We start from the raw sequence: 19,042 nt of genomic DNA, 5'->3' as shown, positions 1-19,042 counted from the left end.
TTGGCTGTCTGCGTATGGTTGGTCACATGTCGTCACCGGGTGAGGCCACCATCGCCGCCGGTCGTCCCCGGGAACGGGCCGACGCCGCCCGCAACCGGGCCCGCGTGCTCGCCGCCGCCGAAGAGGTGTTCGCGGCCGCGGGCGGGGCGGTGGGCGTGACGATGGAGGACATCGCCCGCGCCGCCGGGGTGGGCCGCGCGACGCTCTACCGGCGCTACCCGGACACGACGTCGATCGCGCAGGCCCTGCTGGACGAGCACGAGTACGAGATCCAGGAGCGCATCCTCAGCGGTCCGCCGCCGCTGGGTCCGGGGGCGCCGCCGGACGAGCGGCTGGCGGCGTTCTACCGGACGATGGTCGGCCTGCTGGAACGGCACCTGCACCTGGTGCTGGGCGCGGACACGGGCCGGGCGCGGTTCCGGGCCGGCGCCTACGGCTTCTGGAGACGGCACGTGGCGTCGCTGGTGGACGGCGCGCCGGCGGCCGTCGTGGACGCCCTGATGGCGCCCCTGGCCCCGGAGGTCTACCAGTACCAGCGGCACGTGCGAGGACTCGGGCCGGACGAGGTCGTGGCGGGCCTCGACTGGCTCACCCGGCGTGTTCTCGCAGGTGGTTAGGCGGCACGGCGGCGGTCAGCCACACGCCGTTCGCGCTGAGCCGGAACTCGTGGCCGGCGGCGGACATCGCCGCGGCGTCGACCTCCAGCACCACCGGCTTCCCCCGGCGCGCCCCCACGCGGACGGCCGTCTCGACGGTCGCGGACAGGTGCACGTCGTGCCGCCGCATGGGCCGCAGCCCGTCCCGCAGGATGTCCGGCAGGAACCGGGCCACGGTCCCGTGGAACAGCACCGGCGGCGGCTCGGCGACCGGCAGGTCCAGCGCGACGTCCACGGTGTGGCCCTGGCTGGCCCGGATGCGCCCGTCCACGACGGCGAACCGCTGCTTGTCGTTGGCCGCGACGACCTCCAGCACCTGGTCCGTCGTCACCCGCAGGGCGCGGGCGAACTCGTCCAGCTCCACCCACCCCGCCGGGTCGAGGGTCAGCCCGACCTCCCCCGGCGCGTGGCGGAGGTGTTTAGACATCCGCTTCGACAAGCGGATCATGTCCTTCTCTTGCACGGCTCCCAGTGCAGCACGGGGGCGCAAGCGGGTTTCCCGCGCCACGTCCCGCGCCACGTCCCGCGCCACGTCCCGCGCCAACTTCCGCGACACTTCCCGTGCGGCTTCACGTGCCGCCCTCGACGGCGGGCTTGAGCTTCGGCGCGCCGGGACCGTCGGCGGCCTGCTCGTCGTCGAAGTTGTGCAGGAAGCAGCTCCGCAGCGACAGGCAGCCACACCCGATGCACGACGTCAGCCGGTCCCGCAGCCGGCGCAGCGCGTCGATCCGGGCGTCCAGCTCGACCTGCCAGGACGCGGACAGCCTGCTCCAGTCCGACTTGGTGGGCGTGCGGTTGTCGGGCAGCGTGGCCAGCGCGGCGTGCACGTCCTCCAGCGACAGGCCGACCCGCTGCGCGGTGCGGATGAACGCCAGCCGGCGCAGCACGTGCCGGGGGTACCGGCGCTGGTTGCCCGCCGTCCGCTCCGACGCGATCAGCCCCCGTTCCTCGTAGAACCTCAGCGCGGTGTGCGGCACACCGCTGCGCTCGGCCACCTGACCGATGGTCAACATCTCGGGCAACTTGCTCACGTGCGCATCCTATGGGTTGACCTCCACATAGGTCGAGGTTGTTGAGTGGGTTCATGGCAGTCAAGGGAGGGCTGGGACTCGCGGACATCCCCGCGTTGTTCCGGCGGATGACGGGGGACGAGAAGCACGAGTGGGCCGCGGCGTCCACGCTCGACGTGCTGTGGGTGCTCTACGACCGGGTGCTGGACGTGTCACCGGACCGGGTGGACGACCCGGACCGCGACCGGTTCCTGCTGTCCAAGGGGCACGGGCCGATGGCGTACTACGCCGTGCTGGCCGCGAAGGGCTACCTCGATCCGTCCACATTGGACAACTGGACCGCGTGGGACTCCCCGCTCGGGCAGCACCCCGACCGCGTCCTCGTCAAGGGCGTGGAGATCAGCAGCGGCTCGCTGGGGCACGGTCTGCCGATCGCCGTCGGCACCGCCCTCGGGCTGCGTCTCCAAGGTCGCACCGCGCGGACGTTCGTGCTGGTCGGGGACGCGGAGCTGGACGAGGGCAGCAACCACGAGGCGATCGCGCTGGCCGGACGGCTCGGCCTGGACCGCCTCGTCACGGTGGTGGTGGACAACGAGTCCGGCACGCACGGCTGGCCCGGTGGGGTGGCGAAGCGGTTCGAGGTCGAGGGCTGGCGGGCGTCCACAGTGGACGGTTGTGACCACGACGCCTTGCACGCGGCGTTCACGCAGGACCACACCGGCCGCCCGCTGGCCGTGGTGGCGAAGATCCGGAAGGGGGAGTGGTGATGTCGATGCGACAGGTGTTCGTGGACACCGTGGAGGACGTGATGCGGCACGACCCGCGGGTCGCGGTCGTGATCGCCGAGATCTCGCGGGACGTGTTCACCCCGCAAGAACGCCTGATCAACGTGGGCATCCGCGAACAGGCGTTGGTGGGCGTGGGCAGCGGCCTCGCGTTGACCGGGATGCGGCCGGTCGTGCACACCTACGCGCCGTTCCTGGTCGAACGGCCGTTCGAGCAGATCAAGCTGGACTTCGGCCACCAGGACGTCGGCGGCGTGCTCGTCAGCATCGGCGGCTCCTACGACGACCCCGTGTGGGGCCGCACGCACCAGGCTCCCGGCGACGTGACGCTGTTCGACACCCTCCCCGGCTGGACGGTCCGGGTCCCCGGCCACCCGGACGAGGTCGGGCCGATCGTCCGCGACGCTCTGGAGCGCGACGACCGGATCTACATTCGCCTGTCCCTGCGGGAGAACGAGTCGCCGCACCCGGTGGTCGAGGGGTTCACCGAGGTGCGGCGCGGCCGGCGGGGCGTCGTGGTGGCCGTCGGGCCGATGCTGGACAAGGTGCTGGAGGCCACCCGGGACGCGGACGTGACCGTGCTCTACGCGACCACCGTCCGGCCGTTCGACGCGGCGGGCCTCCAGGCGGCGGTGGACCGGGCCGACCACGCCGACGTGCTGCTGGTCGAGCCCTACCTGGAGGGCACGTCCACGCACCTCGCCGCCGAGGCGCTGGCCGACGTGCCGCACCGGCTGCGGTCTCTCGGTGTGCGGCGCGACTTCGAGCTCCGCGCCTACGGCACCGCCGAGGACCACGATTCCGCGCACGACCTCGACGTGCTCGGCATCACCGCGGCCGTGCGTCGGATGTTCGGCCACCCGGCGGCTGCGGCATGATCTCTGCCTGTGAGCGTGCCGAGAACCCTGATCTGGACACCCGCGCCGACCGCCGAGTTGCAGCTGAACCTGCACCGCGCGGCCGCGGGCCCGGCCGCCCTGGTCCCGGTGCCGTCCGGGACGGTGCTGCTGCCGCGCAGGCAGATCGGGTTCCCGGCCGCCGCACGGCTCGCCGAGCAGGTCCGCGACACCGGCACGGCGGCCCTGCTGCTGCGCTGGGGCCCCGGCGCCGAGGTGTGGACCGACGGTGACCGCGCCGGGTCGACCGGCCCCGCCCGCCGGCTGGTCGGCCTGCTGCGCTGGTGGCGGCTCGACGCCCGCCCCCTGGCCGTCGAGCTGCCCGACGACGTCGCCGAGGTCCGGGCGCTGGTGGACGAGGGCCGCGCCGACACGTGGGTGACCGCCCTGCCGACCAAGGCCGGTCTGCCGATCAACACCGTGCTGCCGGTGGTACCGGTCATCCAGGGCGGCTCGCCGTTGGCATAGCCTGGTGACGTGGCACGAGTCGTCGTACTGGACTACGGATCAGGCAACCTCCGCTCCGCCGAGCGCGCGCTCCAACGCGTCGGCGCCGACGTGGAGGTGACGTCGGACCATCGGGCGGTGCTCGACGCCGACGGCCTGGTCGTCCCCGGCGTCGGCGCGTACGCGGCGTGCATGGAGGGCCTCAACGCGGTCAAGGGCGGCCTGCTCATCGGCCGGCGCCTCGCCGGCGGGCGCCCCGTGCTCGGCATCTGCGTCGGCATGCAGATCCTGTTCGCGCACGGCATCGAGCACGGCGTCGACACCGAGGGCTGCGGCGAGTGGCCGGGCACGGTGGAGCGGCTGGAGGCCCCGATCGTGCCGCACATGGGCTGGAACACGGTCCAGGCGCCCGAGGGCAGCGGGCTGTTCGCCGGCCTCGACCCCGACACCCGCTTCTACTTCGTGCACTCCTACGGCGTGCGCAGGTGGGAGCTGGAGCAGTCCGACGCCCTCCGCGCGCCGCTGGTCACGTGGTCCGAGCACGGCGGCGACCGGTTCGTCGCGGCCGTCGAGAACGGCCCGCTGTGGGCGACGCAGTTCCACCCGGAGAAGTCCGGCGACGCGGGCGCGCACCTGCTGGAGAACTGGCTGAAGAGCTTCGCCTAGCGTCAACTAGGCTGTTCGCGTGACTTTCACGCTGCTCCCGGCTGTCGACGTGGCCGACGGCCTTGCGGTTCGGCTCGTGCAAGGCGAGGCCGGAACCGAGACCTCCTACGGTGACCCGCTGGACGCCGCGCTCGCGTGGCAGCGCGACGGCGCCGAGTGGGTGCACCTGGTCGACCTCGACGCCGCGTTCGGCCGCGGCAGCAACCGCGAGCTGCTGGCCCGCGTGGTCGGCGAGCTGGACGTCAAGGTGGAGCTGTCCGGCGGCATCCGCGACGACGCGTCGCTGGCCGCCGCGCTCGCCACCGGCTGCGCCAGGGTGAACCTGGGCACCGCCGCGCTGGAGGACCCGGTGTGGTGCGCGAAGGTCGTCGCCGAGCACGGCGACAAGGTCGCGGTCGGCCTCGACGTGCGGATCACCGAGCAGGGCCACCGGCTGGCCGCGCGCGGCTGGACGCAGGACGGCGGCGACCTGTGGGACGTGCTGGAGCGGCTGGACCGCGACGGCTGCTCCCGGTACGTCGTGACGGACGTGAGCAAGGACGGCACGCTCCAGGGCCCGAACGTGGACCTGCTGCGCGAGGTGTGCGCGCGCACCGACGCGCCGGTGATCGCCTCCGGCGGCGTGTCCAGTGTGGACGACCTGGTGGCGCTGGCGGCGCTGGCGCGCGACGGCGTGGAGGGCGCGATCGTGGGCAAGGCGCTCTACGCGGGCGCGTTCACGCTGCCGGAGGCGCTGGCCGCGGTCCGCGCCTGATCGCGTCCTCGATCTCCCGGACGATGTGGGCCTCCGCGGCCTCCCTGGTCACGCCCGTGCGGGCCAGGGCCCTGGCCGCGGCGCCCTCCTCCTCGGCGAGCAGTCCGAGCAGCAGGTGCTCGGTTCCCACGAACGTGTGACCGTGGCGCAGTGACGCGCGCACGGCCAGTTCCAGCGCCTTCTTGCAGTGCGTGGTGAACGGCTGCGGGTCGGGCCGCTCCCGCACCGTGCCGTCGAGGTCGATCAGCACGGCCAGGCGCGTGGTGCCCTCCGCCGCCTCCAGCCTGGCGATGGTCTTCGCGGCGAGGCCGCCCGACTCGTCCAGCAGGCCGAGCAGCAGGTGCTCGGTGCCGATGTGCTCGCTGAACCGGGCGTGGTGGCGGGCCAGTACGACGACCCGCCGCGCCCGATCGGTGTAGCGGTCGAACCTCGGCTTCAGGTCCGGCGACTCCTTGGGCACGAACCGCTTCTGCGCGGCCTGCTTGGTGACGCCGAGGCTCTCGCCGATGTCGGTCCAGCTCGCCCCCGCGCGCCGCGCCTCGTCCACGAAGTGCCCGATCAGGTGATCTCCGAGCTCGTCCAGCCGGCCGCTCAGCTCGACGGCGGCGGCCAGCCTGCCGAGCACGTCCGGGTGTTCCGACGCGACGGCGACGATGAGGTCCGTGAGCTGGACCGGGGCGCTGACCATCCGTCAACTCTAGGTTGACGCCAGACGGGTGGTCAACTTCGGGTTGACGGCACGATCTCGATGCCGACCGTGCCCTCGCGGCCCCGGCGGAGGCGACTGCCGAGCATGGTGAGCCTGCCCACCACGCCGTACTTCTTCGCGATCAGCGACCGGACGCGGTCGCTCTCGGTCTGGTCGAGCAGGCGCGCGGTGGCCGGGACCTGCTCGCCGGTGGGGTTGCCCCTGAAGTCGCACGGCCCGATCCGGACGTCGCCGCCGCGGCGGATGCGCTTGACCTTGCCCGCGTCGGCCGCGGACCACGCGTAGAGCGTGCCGCCCTCCCCGGCCACCCAGACGGGTGTCGGCACGGGGGTGCCGTCCTTGCGGAAGGTGGTCAACAACAGGTACTTGCCGGCTGCGAGGTCCATGGTCGCCGACGGTAGTCCGCCGCCACCGCGACCGTCGCGCGTGGACCTGCCGCCCGAGGACCGTCGTGCGTGGACCTGCCGGCCGAGGACCGTCGCGCGTGGACCCCGCGGACACGTTACTGCCCCGCGTCGGCCCCCGACGCAGGTCCAAGGGACCCCGGGATGCGGAAGAGCCCCGCTCCCACGAGGGGAACGGGGCTCAGCCGGTAACGCTCAGGTCAGATGACCGTCACGTTGGTGGCCTGGGGGCCCTTGGCGCCCTGGCCGACATCGAAGCTCACGCGCTGGTTCTCTTCCAGGCTGCGGTAGCCGCCGCTCTGGATCTCCGAGTAGTGGACGAACACGTCCGCGCCGCCATCCTCGGGGGAGATGAAGCCGAAGCCCTTCTCCGAGTTGAACCACTTCACGGTGCCCTGCGCCATGCTTTACTCCTCATACAGCTACCAACGGGGCGAACGCACCCGCTGAGGCCGGTCCAAACGCTGACCCTGAGGAATCACACGCTCAAACGCGTTTCGCGAGCGTGGATGACACGAACACAAAACTTGCGACCTCCACAAGTGAACCACACTTTCGCCGCCACGTCGCCCCCAACGGCCGGCGAGTCGGAGGTTCGCGTCACACCCGCCTCCCGCCCGCGTGCGGGCGAGCCGTGCGCGCGGGCACCACGAGTCGGTCGCCCACCAGCGCACCCGTAGGCTTTTACCCATGTCAGTAGCGGTGCGCGTGATCCCCTGCCTCGACGTCGACCGCGGCCGGGTGGTGAAGGGCGTGAACTTCACCAACCTCGTCGACGCGGGCGACCCGGTCGAGCTGGCGCGGGCCTACGACGCCGAGGGCGCCGACGAGTTGACGTTCCTCGACGTGACCGCCTCGTCCGGCGACCGCGAGACGACGTTCGACGTGGTGCGCCGCACCGCCGAGCAGGTGTTCATCCCGCTGACCGTGGGCGGTGGGGTGCGCAGCGCCGAGGACGTCGACAAGCTGCTGCGCGCGGGCGCGGACAAGGTCAGCGTCAACACGGCCGCGATCGCCCGCCCGGAGCTGCTGGGCGAGCTGTCCCGCCGGTTCGGCGCGCAGTGCATCGTGCTGTCGGTGGACGCCCGGCGCGTCCCGGAGGGCGAACCGCCCACGCCGTCCGGGTTCGAGGTCACCACGCACGGCGGCCGCCGCGGCACCGGCATCGACGCGGTCGAGTGGGCCGCGCGCGGCCAGGAGCTGGGCGTCGGCGAGATCCTGCTGAACTCGATGGACGCGGACGGCACCAAGGTCGGGTTCGACCTGGAGCTGATCCGGTTGACCCGCAAGGTCGTGGACGTGCCGCTGATCGCCAGCGGCGGCGCCGGTGTCCTGGATCACTTCCCGCCCGCCGTGGCGGAGGGCGCGGACGCCGTGCTCGCGGCGAGCGTCTTCCACTTCGGCGCGCTGCGCATCGGCGACGTGAAGCGGACCCTGCGCGACGCGGGCGTGGAGGTCCGGTGATGCCGAACGCCCGCAACGCGCCGCCCGAGGCGACCCTCGCGACCCTGCTCGGCGCGGGCGGCGGCCTGGCGTTCGTGCTCATGGGCCTGATCCAGTGGCAGGTCGAGGGCGACTCCGGCTGGATGAGGTTCCCGGTCACCGTCGCGGTGGTGGAGCTGGTCGTGGTCGGCGGCCTCTACGCCGGCCTGCGCCCGGCCCGCCTCGCGGCCGCGATCGTGTACGCCCTGGTCGCGCTGATCCACCTGCTCGCCGTGCTCAACGACGGCCCCGTGTGGCTGCGCGTGCTGTCCGCCGTCCTCTCCGCGGTCCACGTGTTCGGCGTGGTGCTGCTCAACACCCGGCCCGTCCGCATCCACTTCCTCGGAGGACAGCGTTGACCAGCGCGCTCGACCCGTCCATCGCGTCCCGGCTGAAGCGCACCGCCGACGGGCTGGTGTGCGCCGTGGCCCAGCGGCGCGGCACGGGGGAGGTGCTGATGGTGGCGTGGATGGACGACGAGGCCCTGCACCGGACGCTCACCACCCGCCGCGCCACGTACTACTCGCGCAGCCGGCAGCAGCTGTGGGTGAAGGGCGAGACGTCCGGGCACACGCAGCACGTGCACGAGGTGCGGCTCGACTGCGACGGCGACACGGTGCTGCTGGTCGTGGACCAGGTCGGCGCGGCCTGCCACACGGGCGACGCGACGTGCTTCGACTCGACCGTGCTGCTCGGCGCGGGCTGACCGGTTCCCCCGCGGCCCGTGCGGGTCAGCCGATGTCACCGGTGAGGTAGCGCTGGAGGTTCGGCGCGATCGCCTTCACCAGCGTGTCCACGTCCGCCGACGCGAGCGGCTCGAACCGGACCACGTACCGGATCATGCCCATGCCGAAGATCTGGCTGGCCAGCAGCGTCGCCCGGAGCTCGGCGTCCGGCACGTCGAGGTGCGCGATGATCCGGTGCAGCACCGTCCGCACGAAGAAGTCGCGCAGCACCTCGGCGACCCGGTCGTGCGCCGTCACGCTGCGCACCATCGCGGAGAACTGGCCGCCCCCGATCGGGTCCCACACGCCGAGGAACGTGCGCACGATCCGCTCGCCGATCTCGTCGTCCGGACCGTCGAGCAGCGTCACGACCAGCGCGTTCGGGTCGATCGGCACCTGCAGCACGGCCTGCGCGAACAACTTCTCCTTGCCGCCGAACCAGTGGTTGACCATCGCCGCGTCCACGCCCGCCCGCGCCGCGATGGACCGGACCGTCGAGCCCTCGTAGCCGCGCTCGACGAACACCTCGCGCGCGGCGGCCAGGAGCGCCGCCTTGGTGTCCTCGCCACCGGCCCGTCGGCCGCGGCGCTTCGGTTCGGTCTGTTGCGAGCTGGGGTTCACGTCGCCATCATGTGTCAGACCGGCCACGTTTTCAACGTGTGATGAATTCGGCCCGGCGGAGTGCCGGGGTAGACCCGACCTGCACAATGACGCCCATGGTGAGCGTCATCGGTGCAGGCGTGGGTCTGGGCGAGGTCAGCCCCACGCGCGAGGAGTTCCGCGAGCTCGCCGCCCAGCGGCGGGTCATCCCGGTCGTGCGGCGGCTGTTGGCGGACGCGGAGACCCCGGTCGGGTTGTACCGCAAGCTCGCGGCGGACCGTCCGGGCACGTTCCTGTTCGAGTCCGCCGAGAACGGCCGCTCCTGGTCGCGCTGGTCGTTCGTGGGCGCGCGCAGCGCCAGCGCGCTGACCGCGACCGGCGGCGAGGCCTACTGGCAGGGACCGCACCCCGTCGGCCTGCCCGAGGGCGGCGACCCGCTGGTGGCGTTGCGGGAGACCATCGAGGTGCTGCGCACCGACCCGCTGCCCGGCCTGCCGCCGCTGACCGGCGGCATGGTCGGCTACATCGGCTACGACGCCGTCCGCCGGCTCGAACGGCTGCCGTCGCTCGCCGAGGACGACCTCCAGGTGCCGGAACTGGTCATGCTGCTGGCCACCGACCTCGCCGCGCTCGATCACCACGAGGGCACCGTCACGCTCATCGCCAACGCCATCAACTGGGACGACTCGCCGGAACGGGTGGACGCCGCGTACGACGACGCGGTGGCCCGCCTCGACGCGATGACGCAGGACCTCCAGAGCCCCGCGCCGCCCACCGTCGCCGTGTTCGCCCGGCCCAAGCCCGAGTTCACCCGCCGCCGCACCCAGCAGGAGCACTACGCCGTCGTGGAGAAGGCCAAGGAGGCCATCCGCGCCGGTGAGGCGTTCCAGGTCGTGCTGTCGCAGCGGTTCGAGATGCGCACCACCGCCGACCCGCTCGACATCTACCGCGTGCTGCGCACGTCCAACCCCAGCCCGTACATGTACCTGCTGCGGCTGGACGACTTCGACATCGTCGGGTGCAGCCCCGAGTCGCTGGTGACCGTGCGCGACGGCAAGGCCACCACCCACCCGATCGCGGGCACCCGCTGGCGTGGCGTCGACGAGGAGGAGGACGCCCTCCTCGAGAAGGACCTCCTGGCCGACCACAAGGAACGCGCCGAGCACCTCATGCTGGTCGACCTGGGCCGCAACGACCTGGGCCGCGTGTGCAAGCCCGGCACGGTGACCGTGGTCGACTTCTTCAAGGTCGAGCGGTACAGCCACGTCATGCACATCGTGTCCACGGTGAGCGGCGAGCTGGCCGAGGGCCGCACGGCGTTCGACGCCGTGGCCGCGTGCTTCCCGGCGGGCACCCTGTCCGGCGCGCCCAAGCCGCGCGCGATGGAGCTGATCGAGGAGCTGGAGCCGACCCGGCGCGGCCTGTACGGCGGCGTCGTCGGCTACCTCGACTTCGCGGGCGACGCGGACACCGCGATCGCCATCCGGACCGCCCTGGTCCGCGACGGCGTGGCGTACGTGCAGGCCGGCGGCGGCATCGTGGCCGACTCCGACCCCGTCGCCGAGGACAACGAGTGCCTGAACAAGGCGGGCGCGGTGCTGTCGGCGATCGCGACCGCCCAGACCATGGCCCCGGCGGTGGACCCGGCCCGTGTCTGACGCGCGACCCGGCCGCCGTCCACTGTGGATCGTGGTGGCGCTGCTGCTGCTCGGCGCGGCGGCGCTGGGCGGCGCGTCCGGCGTCACCTGGGACGCTTCGGCGGACCGAAGCGGCGCGGACGTGCTGCCCGCGCTCACGCCGCTCGCGCTGCTGTGCCTGGCCGCGATCGCCGCCGTGGTGGCGCTGAGCGGCTGGGTGCGGCGCGTGCTCGGCGTCGTGGTGCTCCTCGCGGGCGCCACGGCGGCGTTCCAAGCAGTGGGAACGGACGGTCCGCCGACCGGCCTGGGCCTGGTGTTCGCGGGCGCGGTGTCGGTGGTCGCGGCCGGTGCGGTGCTGGTCGTGCGCGGTTCGGCCATGCCGCGGCTGGGTGCCGGCTACCAGGCGCCCGGCGCGGCCGCGAAGACCGCCGACCCCGAACGCGACCTGTGGAACGCGCTGGAACGCGGCGACGATCCCACGGAGCGGGACTGACACCGCGCCGGCGGCCCGCCCGCCCGCCGACACCGCACGTTTGCGCACGTCGGCTGGCGAGGACCCTGGCCATCAGCGCGAACCGGACTACCCGGTGGCCGGACGCCGTGCCCGCCGGGGTTAGCATCCTCGTGGCGGGAAGGGGAGCATGACGTGCGGGAGCTTGCGACTGAACCGGAAGGTCTGACGGAGTCGAGCGAGGTGCTCGGATGACCGTGCTGGAGTCGATCATCGAGGGCGTCCGCGAAGACCTCGCCGTGCGGGAGGCGGCACTGCCTTTCGACGTGCTCAGGGAGAAGGCGGCGAAGGTGCCGCCGCCCCAGGACGTGATGTCGGCCCTGCGGAGCCCGGGCGTGGGCGTCATCGCCGAGGTCAAGCGGCGCAGCCCGTCCAAGGGCGCGCTGGCCGACATCCCGGAGCCCGCCGAGCTGGCCGTGCAGTACGAGCTGGGCGGCGCGCGGGCGATCAGCGTGCTGACCGAGCAGCGCCGCTTCGGCGGGTCGCTGGAGGACTTCGACGCGGTGCGCGCGGCGGTGGGCGTTCCCCTGCTGCGCAAGGACTTCATCGTCAGCCCGTACCAGGTGCACGAGGCGCGCCTGCACGGCGCGGACCTGGTGCTGCTGATCGTGGCGGCGCTGGAGCAGAACGCCCTGGTGTCGCTGCTGGACCGGGTCGAGTCGCTGGGCATGACGGCGCTGGTCGAGGTGCACACGGCCGAGGAGGCCGACCGCGCGCTGGAGGCCGGTGCGAGCGTCATCGGCGTCAACGCCCGCAACCTGCACACCCTCGAAGTGGACAAGGACGTCTTCGGGCGGATCGCCCCCGGACTGCCCTTCGACACCATCAAGATCGCCGAGTCCGGTGTCACCGGGCCGGGCGACCTGATGGCGTACGCGGGCGCGGGCGCCGACGCGGTGCTGGTCGGCGAGAGCCTGGTGACGAGCGGCGACCCCAAGGTCGCGGTGAACAAGCTGGTGACCGCGGGATCGCATCCCGCCTGTCCCCGGCCGAGCCGGTAAGGAGAGCGCATGTCGCCCGGCCAGTTGGCTCCGACACCCCACGACCCCGACGAGCGGGGCCACTTCGGGCCGTGGGGCGGCCGGTTCATGCCGGAAGCGCTCATCGCCGCCGTGGACGAACTCGCCGCGTTCTATGAGAAGGCCCGGGTCGACCCCGAGTTCCTCGACGAGTTCGCCCGGCTGCTGCGCGACTTCGCGGGCCGCCCGTCGCTGCTGACGGAGGCGCCGAAGTTCGCCGCCCACGCGGGCGGCGCCCGGATCTTCCTGAAGCGCGAAGACCTCAACCACACCGGCTCGCACAAGATCAACAACGTGCTGGGCCAGGCGCTGCTCACCAAGCGCATGGGCAAGAAGCGCGTCATCGCCGAGACCGGCGCCGGCCAGCACGGCGTCGCCACCGCCACCGCCTGCGCCCTCATGGGCCTCGACTGCGTCGTCTACATGGGCGAGGTCGACACCGAGCGGCAAGCCCTCAACGTCGCCCGCATGCGGCTCCTCGGCGCCCAGGTCATCCCGGTCAAGACCGGGTCCCGGACCCTCAAGGACGCCATCAACGAGGCGCTGCGCGACTGGGTCGCCAACGTCGACGACACCCACTACCTGCTCGGCACCGCCGCCGGACCCCACCCGTTCCCGGTGCTCGTCCGCGACTTCCACCGGATCATCGGCATCGAGGCCCGCGAGCAGATCCTCGACAAGGCGGGCCGCCTGCCCGACGTCGTCGCCGCGTGCGTCGGCGGCGGCTCCAACGCCATCGGCATCTTCCACGGCTTCATCGACGACCCGTCCGTGCGGCTCGTCGGCCTCGAACCCGGCGGCGACGGCATCGACACCGCCCGGCACGGCGCCACCCTCACCGCCGGCACCCCCGGATCGCTCCACGGCGCCATGTCCTACGTGCTCCAGGACGAGGACGGCCAGATCGCCGAGGCCCACTCCATCTCCGCCGGCCTCGACTACCCCGGCGTCGGCCCCGAGCACGCCCACCTCAAGGACACCGGCCGCGCCGAGTACCGGCCCGTCACCGACGCCCAGGCGATGGAAGCGTTCGCGCTGCTCTCCCGCGAGGAAGGCATCATCCCCGCCGTCGAGTCCGCGCACGCCCTCGCCGGCGCGCTCGTGCTCGGCCGCGAGCTCGGCCCGGAGGGGTTGATCCTGGTGAACCTGTCCGGCCGCGGCGACAAGGACATGGACACCGCGATCAAGTGGTTCGGGCTGGGAGTGGACGCATGAGCAAGCTTGCCCCGGTGTTCGAGGCGTGCCGGGCCGAGTCGCGGGCCGCCCTCATCGGCTACCTGCCCGCCGGCTACCCCACCCTCGACGGCTCCAAGGACGTGCTGCGGACCATGGTGTCGTCCGGGTGCGACCTGGTCGAGGTCGGCCTGCCGTTCTCCGACCCCGTCATGGACGGCGTCACCATCCAGCGCGCCGCCGAACAAGCCCTGCGCGGCGGGTTCCGCGTCCGCGACCTGTTCGGCGTGGTGGAATCCGTCGCCGAAGCCGGTGGCCGCGCCGTCGTCATGACGTACTGGAACCCCGTGCTGGCCTACGGCGTCGACCGCTTCGCCCGCGACCTCGCGGCGGCGGGCGGCCTCGGCGTCATCACGCCCGACCTCGTGCCCGACGAAGGCGCCGCGTGGATCGAGGCCACCGAGACCCACGACCTCGACCGCATCTTCCTCGTCGCGCCGTCGTCCACCGAGGAGCGCATCGACCTCACCGCCCGCTCCTCCCGCGGCTTCCTCTACGCCACGTCCGTGATGGGCGTGACCGGCGCCCGCGACGTCGTGTCGTCCGCCGCCCCGGCGCTGGTCAAGCGCGTGCGCGAGCACACCGACCTGCCCATCGGCGTCGGCCTCGGCGTCCGCAACGGCGCGCAGGCGGCCGAGCTGGCGGCGTTCGCGGACGGCGTCATCGTCGGCTCGGCGTTCGTGTCGGCCGTGCAGGACGACACCGTGGCCGCGTTGACCGAGGAACTGGCCGCCGGAGTGCGCCAGGTCCCCACCCCGGCCTGAGGCACGGGGTCGCTGGATCGAGTGAACTGACAACCGGGGGCTCCGCCGAGCCCCCGGTTTTGTCGGTGGCCGTCGCCACACTTGGCCCCATGAACCCGACCACCCGCCTCCTCCACGCCCTGACCACCGCCTTCAACGCCCTGACCGCGCTGCTGCCCGCCCGCGGCGGCCGGCGGCGCCCGGACGCCCACGCGCCGACGCCACCGCCCTCGAACTGCCCGGGCCCGGCCTCCCCACCCGCCGCCTCACCACCCGCCCCACCACCTCCGGCCTACTCCCACCCGAGGTCATCGCGCCCACCCCGCGAACCCCGCCGCCGCCCGGACCACGCCACCGCGACGCGCCGGGCCCCGCCGCCGGACGACTTCGCCGCCGTGCCGCACCACCGACGTCCGCCCACGTCCCCGACGAACGCCGTCCGCGTCCGTCTCGGCAGCGGTGCCCGCCCACGTCTCCGGCAGCGCGTCCCCGTGACGCCGGCGAACGCCCGCTCTGGCGGCGTCCGCGCACGTCAAGGGCAGTGCTCCCCGCGTGGACCCGTCGCCGTGACGCCCGCACACGTCACCTGCCGGCACACGTCTCCGCCAGTGGCGACGGCTCGCGGCTCCCCGGTTCCGTGGCGTCCGGCGCACGACGCCTGCCGGCAGCGCGGGGCATCCCCCCGTACGGGCGGGTTCCGGTAACAATCGAGCTGTCCCATCGAGCCGTCCCTCCGGGACGGACGGACGCACCCACTACGGTGGTGGCCGTGGTGACGACTTACCTCGCGACGATCCCCAGCCCCGACCAGGGCGTGTGGCAACTGGGACCGATCCCGATCCGCGCGTACGCGCTGTGCATCATCCTCGGCATCATCCTGGCGATCTGGTGGGGTGAGCGTCGCTGGGTGGCCCGTGGCGGGCTGAAGGGCGAGGTCACGGACATCGCCGTCTTCGCTGTCCCGTTCGGCCTGATCGGTGGCCGGCTCTACCACGTGGCGACGGACTACCACAAGTACTTCGGCGAGGGCCGCAACCCGCTCGACGCACTGGCCATCTGGAACGGTGGCCTCGGCATCTGGGGTGCCATCGCGCTGGGCGGCGTCGGCGCGTGGATCGCGTGCCGCCGCAAGGGCATCCCGCTGCCCGCGATGGCGGACGCCCTCGCGCCCGGCATCGTCGTGGCGCAGGCCGTCGGCCGCCTCGGCAACTACTTCAACCAGGAGCTGTACGGCGGTCCCACCACGCTGCCGTGGGGCCTGGAGATCTACGAGCGCGTCGACCCGGCCACCGGCTTCAAGGACGAGCTGGGCGGCGTGGCGCTCGACCACACGCCGATCGAGATCGTGCACCCGACGTTCCTCTACGAACTCCTCTGGAACCTCGGCGTCGCGCTGCTCATCGTGTGGGCCGACCGGAAGTTCCGGCTGGGCCACGGCCGGGTGTTCGCGCTGTACGTGGCGGGCTACACGGCCGGTCGGTTCTGGATCGAGCTGATGCGCGTCGACCCGGCCACCGAGGTCTTCGGCACCCGCATCAACGTGCTCACGTCCGTCGTCGTGTTCGCCGGCGCGGTGATCTACTTCCTGCTGGCCGCGAAGCGGGGCGGACGCGAGGTCATCGTCCGACCCGACGGCGACGGCGACTCCACCGACGGCGCGACCGAACCGGACTCGCCCGCGGCGAGCACGCCCGAGCAGGCGACCGTCCCCGACACCAAGTCGTCGGACACCACGTCGAACACCGAGCCCTCGGACACCAACGCGGGCGCGGGCACCACCGGCACCGGCACCAGCTCCGGCGACAAGCCGGGCCAGTAGTCGGCGATGCGCATCCTCGTCGTCGAAGATGACGACCGGGTGGCGCGCGGCCTGCTCACCGCACTCCGCCACGCGGGCTACGAGGTCCACCGGGTGGCCACGGCCGCGGCGGCGCTCACCGCGCCGCCCGCGGACGTCGTCCTCCTCGACCTCGGCCTGCCCGACGGCGACGGCCTCGACGTGCTGCGCGAACTCCGCCGCCGCACCGGCACCGCCGTCATCACCGTCACCGCCCGCGGCGAGGAACGCGAACGCGTCCTCGGCCTGCGCCTCGGCGCCGACGACTACGTCGTGAAACCGTTCGGCACCGCCGAACTCCTCGCCCGCATCGAAGCCGTGCTCCGCCGCACCCGCTCGGCCCGCGCCGCCGAACGCGAGGACCGCATTACCCTGGGCCCGCTGACCCTCGACCCCGAGAGCCGCGAAGCCACGATCAACGGCGACCCGGTGCCCCTCACCCGCAAGGAGTTCGACCTCCTGGCCCTCCTCGTCGGCCGAGCGGGCACCGTGGTCAGCCGCGACCTCATCGTCGACCAGGTCTGGCAAGCCCACTGGGAAGCGCCGTCACGCACGCTCGACACCCACATCGCCGCCCTGCGCGGCAAGCTCGGCGACGCCCTCCGCATCGAGACGATCCGAGGTGTGGGCTACCGCGTGGCAGCCCACACCTGACCTCGGAACCCGGACGTCACCGCGCGCCGCCCTTCCGGCGTCCGCCTCCACCCGCCGCCCGGCGGGCTTCCCGGCACTCGCACCCGGCACTCGCACCCGGCACGCGTCACCGGCACCCGACACCGGCACCCGACACCCGGCACGCGTCACCCGGCACGTGTCACCAGGTGTGGGCGACGTCCACCACGACCCGACCGGGCAGCGTGAACACGCGGAACGGCAGACGAGCCCGCACCCCGAGGCCCACGGTCGTCTGCCCCTCGAACGACCCGGCCCACGCGACCTGCCGGAACGTCTGGTACCCCGTGACGTCGACCAGCTCGGCCGGGTTCGCGTACCGGTACGTCGGGTTGCCGTCGTGGTCGTAGGCCGGCGAGTGCACGGTGATCTGCAACTTGCCGTCACCGCGCAACGGCACCAGGTGCCCCGATCCCTCGTGGTGCACCTCGGTCACGTACTGCACGTGGTAGCCGTCGTTCGTCCCGACGACGTCGAACACCAACCGGTCGTAGCAGTCCTGCCGGCCGGCGCGGATGTTCGTCAACTGCCCGGCCGTCATCGGCCACGCCGACTTGGCCCCCGAGCCCCAGTCGACCGTGCACGCGGTTGGAGCGGCGGAGGCCGTCACCGGTGCCACCACCGCGGCCGCCGCCACCACCGCGATAAGCAGTGCAATCTTGCGTAGCATGCTGATTTCCCCCTCACACGGACCGGAACGGTCACGTGAGACATGACGCAGGTCACCCCGGGGAGGTTGCCTCCGCGTGCTGCGCCGTCTGCTAGTCCTCATCGTGCCGCTGCTGATGGCCCTGGTCGCGGCCCTCGGCGTGCCGCTCGCGTTCGCCGTCGTGCAGCGCGAGAGCCAGGAGACCTACCTCGACCGGCTGGGTGACGCCAGCCGGTTCGCGTCGCTGGCCGAGAACGCGCTCGCGTCCGACCGGCTCACCGCGCTGCGCGAGGAGCTGGTCCGGTACGACCAGCTGTACGGCATCTCGGCGGGCCTCGTCGGCACCGACGGCACGGTGGTGGAGGCGTCGCGCACCCCGTTCCCGCTCACCGACCCCAACGTCGCCGCGGGCCTGAAGGCCGCGTTCGGCGGATACCGCGGCGAGACCGACCAGTCGGTCTGGCCGTGGGAACGGGTGAACCTGGTGGTCGTCGAACCGGTCGGCCGGGACAGCGAGGTGGTCGCGGCCGTGGTCACGATCTCCCCCACGGACAGCCTGCGATCGGCGATCCTCCGCCAGTGGGGCGTCCTCGCGCTGCTAGGCCTGATCCCGATGCTGGGCGTGGTGGCGGTGGCGTGGCCGATGTCCCGCTGGGTCCTGCGCCCGGTCCGCAGGCTCGACGAAGCCACCGCGGCCGTGGCCGGCGGCCACCTGGACGCCCGAGCCGACGAACTCGGCGGCCCACCCGAACTCCGCCGCCTGGCGGCCAGCTTCAACGCCATGGTCGACGTCGTGGGCCGCGCCCTGCGCCGCCAACGCGCGTTCGTCTCCGACGCGTCCCACCAACTCCGCAACCCCCTGGCAAGCCTCCGTCTGGCGGTCGACAACCTGGCCCCCCACGTGACCGACGAGGCCGCCCGCGAGGCCCACCGCATCGCCGTGGACGAAGCCGAGGAAATGGGCCGGGTCCTGGACACCCTCCTGGCCGCAACCCGTCTCGACAGCGCCTCAGCCGCCGAACCGGTCGACGTGGACGCCCTCCTGGCCACCCACGTCCCCGGCTGGCGCGCACTGGCCGGCGACATGCGCCTGGACGTCGACGTCCCACCCGGCCTCCGCGTCCTGGAACCCCCGGGCGGCCTGGGCAGCGTCCTCGACGAACTCGTCGGCAACGCCATCCGCCTGTCCGGCGGCACCGAGCTGAAGATCTGGGGCAGGACGTCGGGCGGCCGCGTAGAACTCCACGTGACCGACAACGGCACCGGCCTCACGGATCAGGAGCGCGCCAACGCCCTGGCCCGCTTCTGGCGCGCGCCACGCCACCAGAACACCCCCGGCACCGGCCTGGGCCTGGCGATCTGCGCCGAACTGATCGCCTCCGCCGGAGGGGAACTCCTCCTGCAACCCGCAGACCCGCACGGTCTCGACGCCGTGGTCCGCCTCAGCGCCTAACTCCACAAGCGGCACCGGTCCTCGATCCACGGAGCCCGGCCCCGCGGTCCCAGCCCAGGCCCCGGTTCCAGCCCAGGCCCCGGCTCCAGCCCAGGGTGGGCGGTCGGCCCGAGTTGTGAGGGGACTTGGGGGCGTGAGGTTGGGGAGTGCTCGC

At 72.9% G+C, this 19,042-nt stretch carries 24 protein-coding genes; 17 read left to right on the top strand and 7 right to left on the bottom strand.

Annotated elements, in window-relative coordinates; translation table 11 throughout:
* Positions 1-26 precede the first annotated feature (26 nt).
* Positions 27-617, top strand: coding sequence for a TetR/AcrR family transcriptional regulator (locus ACRAKH_RS26775; protein WP_380722613.1), 591 nt, complete (start codon positions 27-29; stop codon positions 615-617).
* On the opposite strand, the gene ACRAKH_RS26770 is transcribed toward ACRAKH_RS26775, so the two are convergent.
* Both ACRAKH_RS26770 and soxR read right to left on the bottom strand, forming a co-directional pair.
* Positions 589-1,104, bottom strand: coding sequence for an RNA 2'-phosphotransferase (locus tag ACRAKH_RS26770; protein ID WP_380722615.1), 516 nt, complete (start codon positions 1,102-1,104; stop codon positions 589-591). The genes ACRAKH_RS26775 and ACRAKH_RS26770 overlap by 29 nt on opposite strands.
* A gap of 121 nt (positions 1,105-1,225) precedes the next feature.
* Complete coding sequence (gene soxR / locus ACRAKH_RS26765; protein WP_380722672.1) at positions 1,226-1,669, bottom strand: redox-sensitive transcriptional activator SoxR; 444 nt, start codon at positions 1,667-1,669, stop codon at positions 1,226-1,228.
* A gap of 71 nt (positions 1,670-1,740) precedes the next feature.
* Between soxR and ACRAKH_RS26760 the strand changes: the two genes are divergently transcribed.
* From ACRAKH_RS26760 to priA, 5 genes are read left to right on the top strand one after another with little or no spacing between them, the layout of a single operon-like run.
* Positions 1,741-2,433 (top strand): transketolase, encoded by a 693-nt coding sequence (locus ACRAKH_RS26760; RefSeq protein ID WP_380722617.1) that lies wholly within the window; start codon positions 1,741-1,743, stop codon positions 2,431-2,433.
* Complete coding sequence (locus ACRAKH_RS26755) at positions 2,433-3,329, top strand: transketolase family protein (protein WP_380722619.1); 897 nt, start codon at positions 2,433-2,435, stop codon at positions 3,327-3,329. Before ACRAKH_RS26760 ends, ACRAKH_RS26755 begins: the two co-directional genes overlap by 1 nt.
* A 9-nt stretch (positions 3,330-3,338) precedes the next feature.
* Positions 3,339-3,815, top strand: a complete 477-nt coding sequence (locus ACRAKH_RS26750) for a hypothetical protein (RefSeq protein WP_380722621.1) — start codon at positions 3,339-3,341, stop codon at positions 3,813-3,815.
* Between the two features lie 9 nt (positions 3,816-3,824).
* The gene (hisH, locus tag ACRAKH_RS26745; RefSeq protein WP_380722623.1) at positions 3,825-4,460 is read left to right on the top strand and encodes an imidazole glycerol phosphate synthase subunit HisH; all 636 of its coding nucleotides are present in this window, start codon (positions 3,825-3,827) and stop codon (positions 4,458-4,460) included.
* 19 nt (positions 4,461-4,479) lie between these two features.
* Positions 4,480-5,214 (top strand): bifunctional 1-(5-phosphoribosyl)-5-((5-phosphoribosylamino)methylideneamino)imidazole-4-carboxamide isomerase/phosphoribosylanthranilate isomerase PriA, encoded by a 735-nt coding sequence (priA, locus tag ACRAKH_RS26740; protein WP_380722625.1) that lies wholly within the window; start codon positions 4,480-4,482, stop codon positions 5,212-5,214.
* On the opposite strand, the gene ACRAKH_RS26735 is transcribed toward priA, so the two are convergent.
* The 3 genes from ACRAKH_RS26735 to ACRAKH_RS26725 form a co-directional block, all read right to left on the bottom strand.
* The gene (locus tag ACRAKH_RS26735; protein WP_380722627.1) at positions 5,177-5,902 is read right to left on the bottom strand and encodes a Clp protease N-terminal domain-containing protein; all 726 of its coding nucleotides are present in this window, start codon (positions 5,900-5,902) and stop codon (positions 5,177-5,179) included. The genes priA and ACRAKH_RS26735 overlap by 38 nt on opposite strands.
* A gap of 32 nt (positions 5,903-5,934) precedes the next feature.
* On the bottom strand, positions 5,935-6,309 hold the full coding sequence (locus ACRAKH_RS26730) for a PPOX class F420-dependent oxidoreductase (RefSeq protein ID WP_380722629.1): 375 nt from the start codon (positions 6,307-6,309) through the stop codon (positions 5,935-5,937).
* Positions 6,310-6,527: 218 nt separating this feature from the next.
* Positions 6,528-6,731, bottom strand: a complete 204-nt coding sequence (locus ACRAKH_RS26725) for a cold-shock protein (protein WP_033437808.1) — start codon at positions 6,729-6,731, stop codon at positions 6,528-6,530.
* A 286-nt stretch (positions 6,732-7,017) separates the two neighbouring features.
* Here ACRAKH_RS26725 and hisF point away from each other — a divergent pair, with 286 nt between their 5' ends.
* From hisF to hisI, 3 genes are read left to right on the top strand one after another with little or no spacing between them, the layout of a single operon-like run.
* Entirely contained in the window at positions 7,018-7,791 is a 774-nt protein-coding gene (hisF, locus tag ACRAKH_RS26720; protein ID WP_380722632.1) for an imidazole glycerol phosphate synthase subunit HisF, read from the top strand.
* Positions 7,791-8,168 carry a hypothetical protein gene (locus tag ACRAKH_RS26715; protein WP_380722634.1) on the top strand — a complete coding sequence of 126 codons (378 nt, stop codon included), beginning with the start codon at positions 7,791-7,793 and terminating at the stop codon, positions 8,166-8,168. The genes hisF and ACRAKH_RS26715 overlap by 1 nt, the downstream gene beginning before the upstream one ends.
* Positions 8,165-8,515 (top strand): phosphoribosyl-AMP cyclohydrolase, encoded by a 351-nt coding sequence (gene hisI / locus ACRAKH_RS26710; protein WP_380722636.1) that lies wholly within the window; start codon positions 8,165-8,167, stop codon positions 8,513-8,515. The genes ACRAKH_RS26715 and hisI overlap by 4 nt, the downstream gene beginning before the upstream one ends.
* 25 nt (positions 8,516-8,540) lie before the next feature.
* On the opposite strand, the gene ACRAKH_RS26705 is transcribed toward hisI, so the two are convergent.
* Positions 8,541-9,155, bottom strand: a complete 615-nt coding sequence (locus ACRAKH_RS26705) for a TetR/AcrR family transcriptional regulator (protein WP_380722638.1) — start codon at positions 9,153-9,155, stop codon at positions 8,541-8,543.
* Between the two features lie 95 nt (positions 9,156-9,250).
* Here ACRAKH_RS26705 and ACRAKH_RS26700 point away from each other — a divergent pair, with 95 nt between their 5' ends.
* From ACRAKH_RS26700 to ACRAKH_RS26670, 7 genes are all read left to right on the top strand, one after another.
* Positions 9,251-10,792: an anthranilate synthase component I gene (locus tag ACRAKH_RS26700; RefSeq protein ID WP_380722640.1), complete on the top strand. Its 1,542-nt coding sequence runs from the start codon at positions 9,251-9,253 to the stop codon at positions 10,790-10,792.
* Positions 10,785-11,264, top strand: coding sequence for a Trp biosynthesis-associated membrane protein (locus tag ACRAKH_RS26695; protein ID WP_380722642.1), 480 nt, complete (start codon positions 10,785-10,787; stop codon positions 11,262-11,264). Before ACRAKH_RS26700 ends, ACRAKH_RS26695 begins: the two co-directional genes overlap by 8 nt.
* Positions 11,265-11,473: 209 nt before the next feature.
* Positions 11,474-12,283: an indole-3-glycerol phosphate synthase TrpC gene (gene trpC, locus ACRAKH_RS26690; protein ID WP_380722644.1), complete on the top strand. Its 810-nt coding sequence runs from the start codon at positions 11,474-11,476 to the stop codon at positions 12,281-12,283.
* A 9-nt stretch (positions 12,284-12,292) separates the two neighbouring features.
* Positions 12,293-13,516 carry a tryptophan synthase subunit beta gene (gene trpB, locus ACRAKH_RS26685; protein ID WP_380722646.1) on the top strand — a complete coding sequence of 408 codons (1,224 nt, stop codon included), beginning with the start codon at positions 12,293-12,295 and terminating at the stop codon, positions 13,514-13,516.
* Positions 13,513-14,298: a tryptophan synthase subunit alpha gene (gene trpA, locus ACRAKH_RS26680; protein WP_380722648.1), complete on the top strand. Its 786-nt coding sequence runs from the start codon at positions 13,513-13,515 to the stop codon at positions 14,296-14,298. The genes trpB and trpA overlap by 4 nt, the downstream gene beginning before the upstream one ends.
* A gap of 751 nt (positions 14,299-15,049) precedes the next feature.
* Positions 15,050-16,096, top strand: a complete 1,047-nt coding sequence (gene lgt, locus ACRAKH_RS26675) for a prolipoprotein diacylglyceryl transferase (protein WP_380722650.1) — start codon at positions 15,050-15,052, stop codon at positions 16,094-16,096.
* A 6-nt stretch (positions 16,097-16,102) separates the two neighbouring features.
* Complete coding sequence (locus ACRAKH_RS26670) at positions 16,103-16,768, top strand: response regulator transcription factor (RefSeq protein WP_380722652.1); 666 nt, start codon at positions 16,103-16,105, stop codon at positions 16,766-16,768.
* Positions 16,769-16,928: 160 nt separating this feature from the next.
* Here the strand turns inward: ACRAKH_RS26670 and ACRAKH_RS26665 are convergent, their stop codons facing one another.
* Positions 16,929-17,456 (bottom strand): AMIN-like domain-containing (lipo)protein, encoded by a 528-nt coding sequence (locus ACRAKH_RS26665; protein ID WP_380722654.1) that lies wholly within the window; start codon positions 17,454-17,456, stop codon positions 16,929-16,931.
* Between the two features lie 76 nt (positions 17,457-17,532).
* Between ACRAKH_RS26665 and ACRAKH_RS26660 the strand changes: the two genes are divergently transcribed.
* Positions 17,533-18,888 (top strand): sensor histidine kinase, encoded by a 1,356-nt coding sequence (locus ACRAKH_RS26660; RefSeq protein WP_380722656.1) that lies wholly within the window; start codon positions 17,533-17,535, stop codon positions 18,886-18,888.
* Positions 18,889-19,042: the final 154 nt, after the last annotated feature.

The organism is Saccharothrix hoggarensis, from assembly GCF_052936025.1.
The sequence above is the reverse complement of the archived record's forward strand: the minus strand, read 5'-3'. Positions and strand labels throughout refer to the sequence as shown.

Coding starts and splice junctions, on each gene's coding strand:
- ACRAKH_RS26725 (WP_033437808.1), bottom strand. CDS start 6,731: ATGGCGCAGGGCACCGTGAAGTGGTTCAACTCGGAGAAGGGCTTCGGC.
- ACRAKH_RS26775 (WP_380722613.1), top strand. CDS start 27: ATGTCGTCACCGGGTGAGGCCACCATCGCCGCCGGTCGTCCCCGGGAA.
- trpB (WP_380722646.1), top strand. CDS start 12,293: ATGTCGCCCGGCCAGTTGGCTCCGACACCCCACGACCCCGACGAGCGG.
- hisF (WP_380722632.1), top strand. CDS start 7,018: ATGTCAGTAGCGGTGCGCGTGATCCCCTGCCTCGACGTCGACCGCGGC.
- ACRAKH_RS26730 (WP_380722629.1), bottom strand. CDS start 6,309: ATGGACCTCGCAGCCGGCAAGTACCTGTTGTTGACCACCTTCCGCAAG.
- ACRAKH_RS26770 (WP_380722615.1), bottom strand. CDS start 1,104: ATGATCCGCTTGTCGAAGCGGATGTCTAAACACCTCCGCCACGCGCCG.
- soxR (WP_380722672.1), bottom strand. CDS start 1,669: ATGTTGACCATCGGTCAGGTGGCCGAGCGCAGCGGTGTGCCGCACACC.
- trpA (WP_380722648.1), top strand. CDS start 13,513: ATGAGCAAGCTTGCCCCGGTGTTCGAGGCGTGCCGGGCCGAGTCGCGG.
- ACRAKH_RS26670 (WP_380722652.1), top strand. CDS start 16,103: ATGCGCATCCTCGTCGTCGAAGATGACGACCGGGTGGCGCGCGGCCTG.
- ACRAKH_RS26760 (WP_380722617.1), top strand. CDS start 1,741: ATGGCAGTCAAGGGAGGGCTGGGACTCGCGGACATCCCCGCGTTGTTC.
- ACRAKH_RS26735 (WP_380722627.1), bottom strand. CDS start 5,902: ATGGTCAGCGCCCCGGTCCAGCTCACGGACCTCATCGTCGCCGTCGCG.
- ACRAKH_RS26715 (WP_380722634.1), top strand. CDS start 7,791: ATGCCGAACGCCCGCAACGCGCCGCCCGAGGCGACCCTCGCGACCCTG.
- trpC (WP_380722644.1), top strand. CDS start 11,474: ATGACCGTGCTGGAGTCGATCATCGAGGGCGTCCGCGAAGACCTCGCC.
- ACRAKH_RS26700 (WP_380722640.1), top strand. CDS start 9,251: ATGGTGAGCGTCATCGGTGCAGGCGTGGGTCTGGGCGAGGTCAGCCCC.
- ACRAKH_RS26755 (WP_380722619.1), top strand. CDS start 2,433: ATGTCGATGCGACAGGTGTTCGTGGACACCGTGGAGGACGTGATGCGG.
- ACRAKH_RS26665 (WP_380722654.1), bottom strand. CDS start 17,456: ATGCTACGCAAGATTGCACTGCTTATCGCGGTGGTGGCGGCGGCCGCG.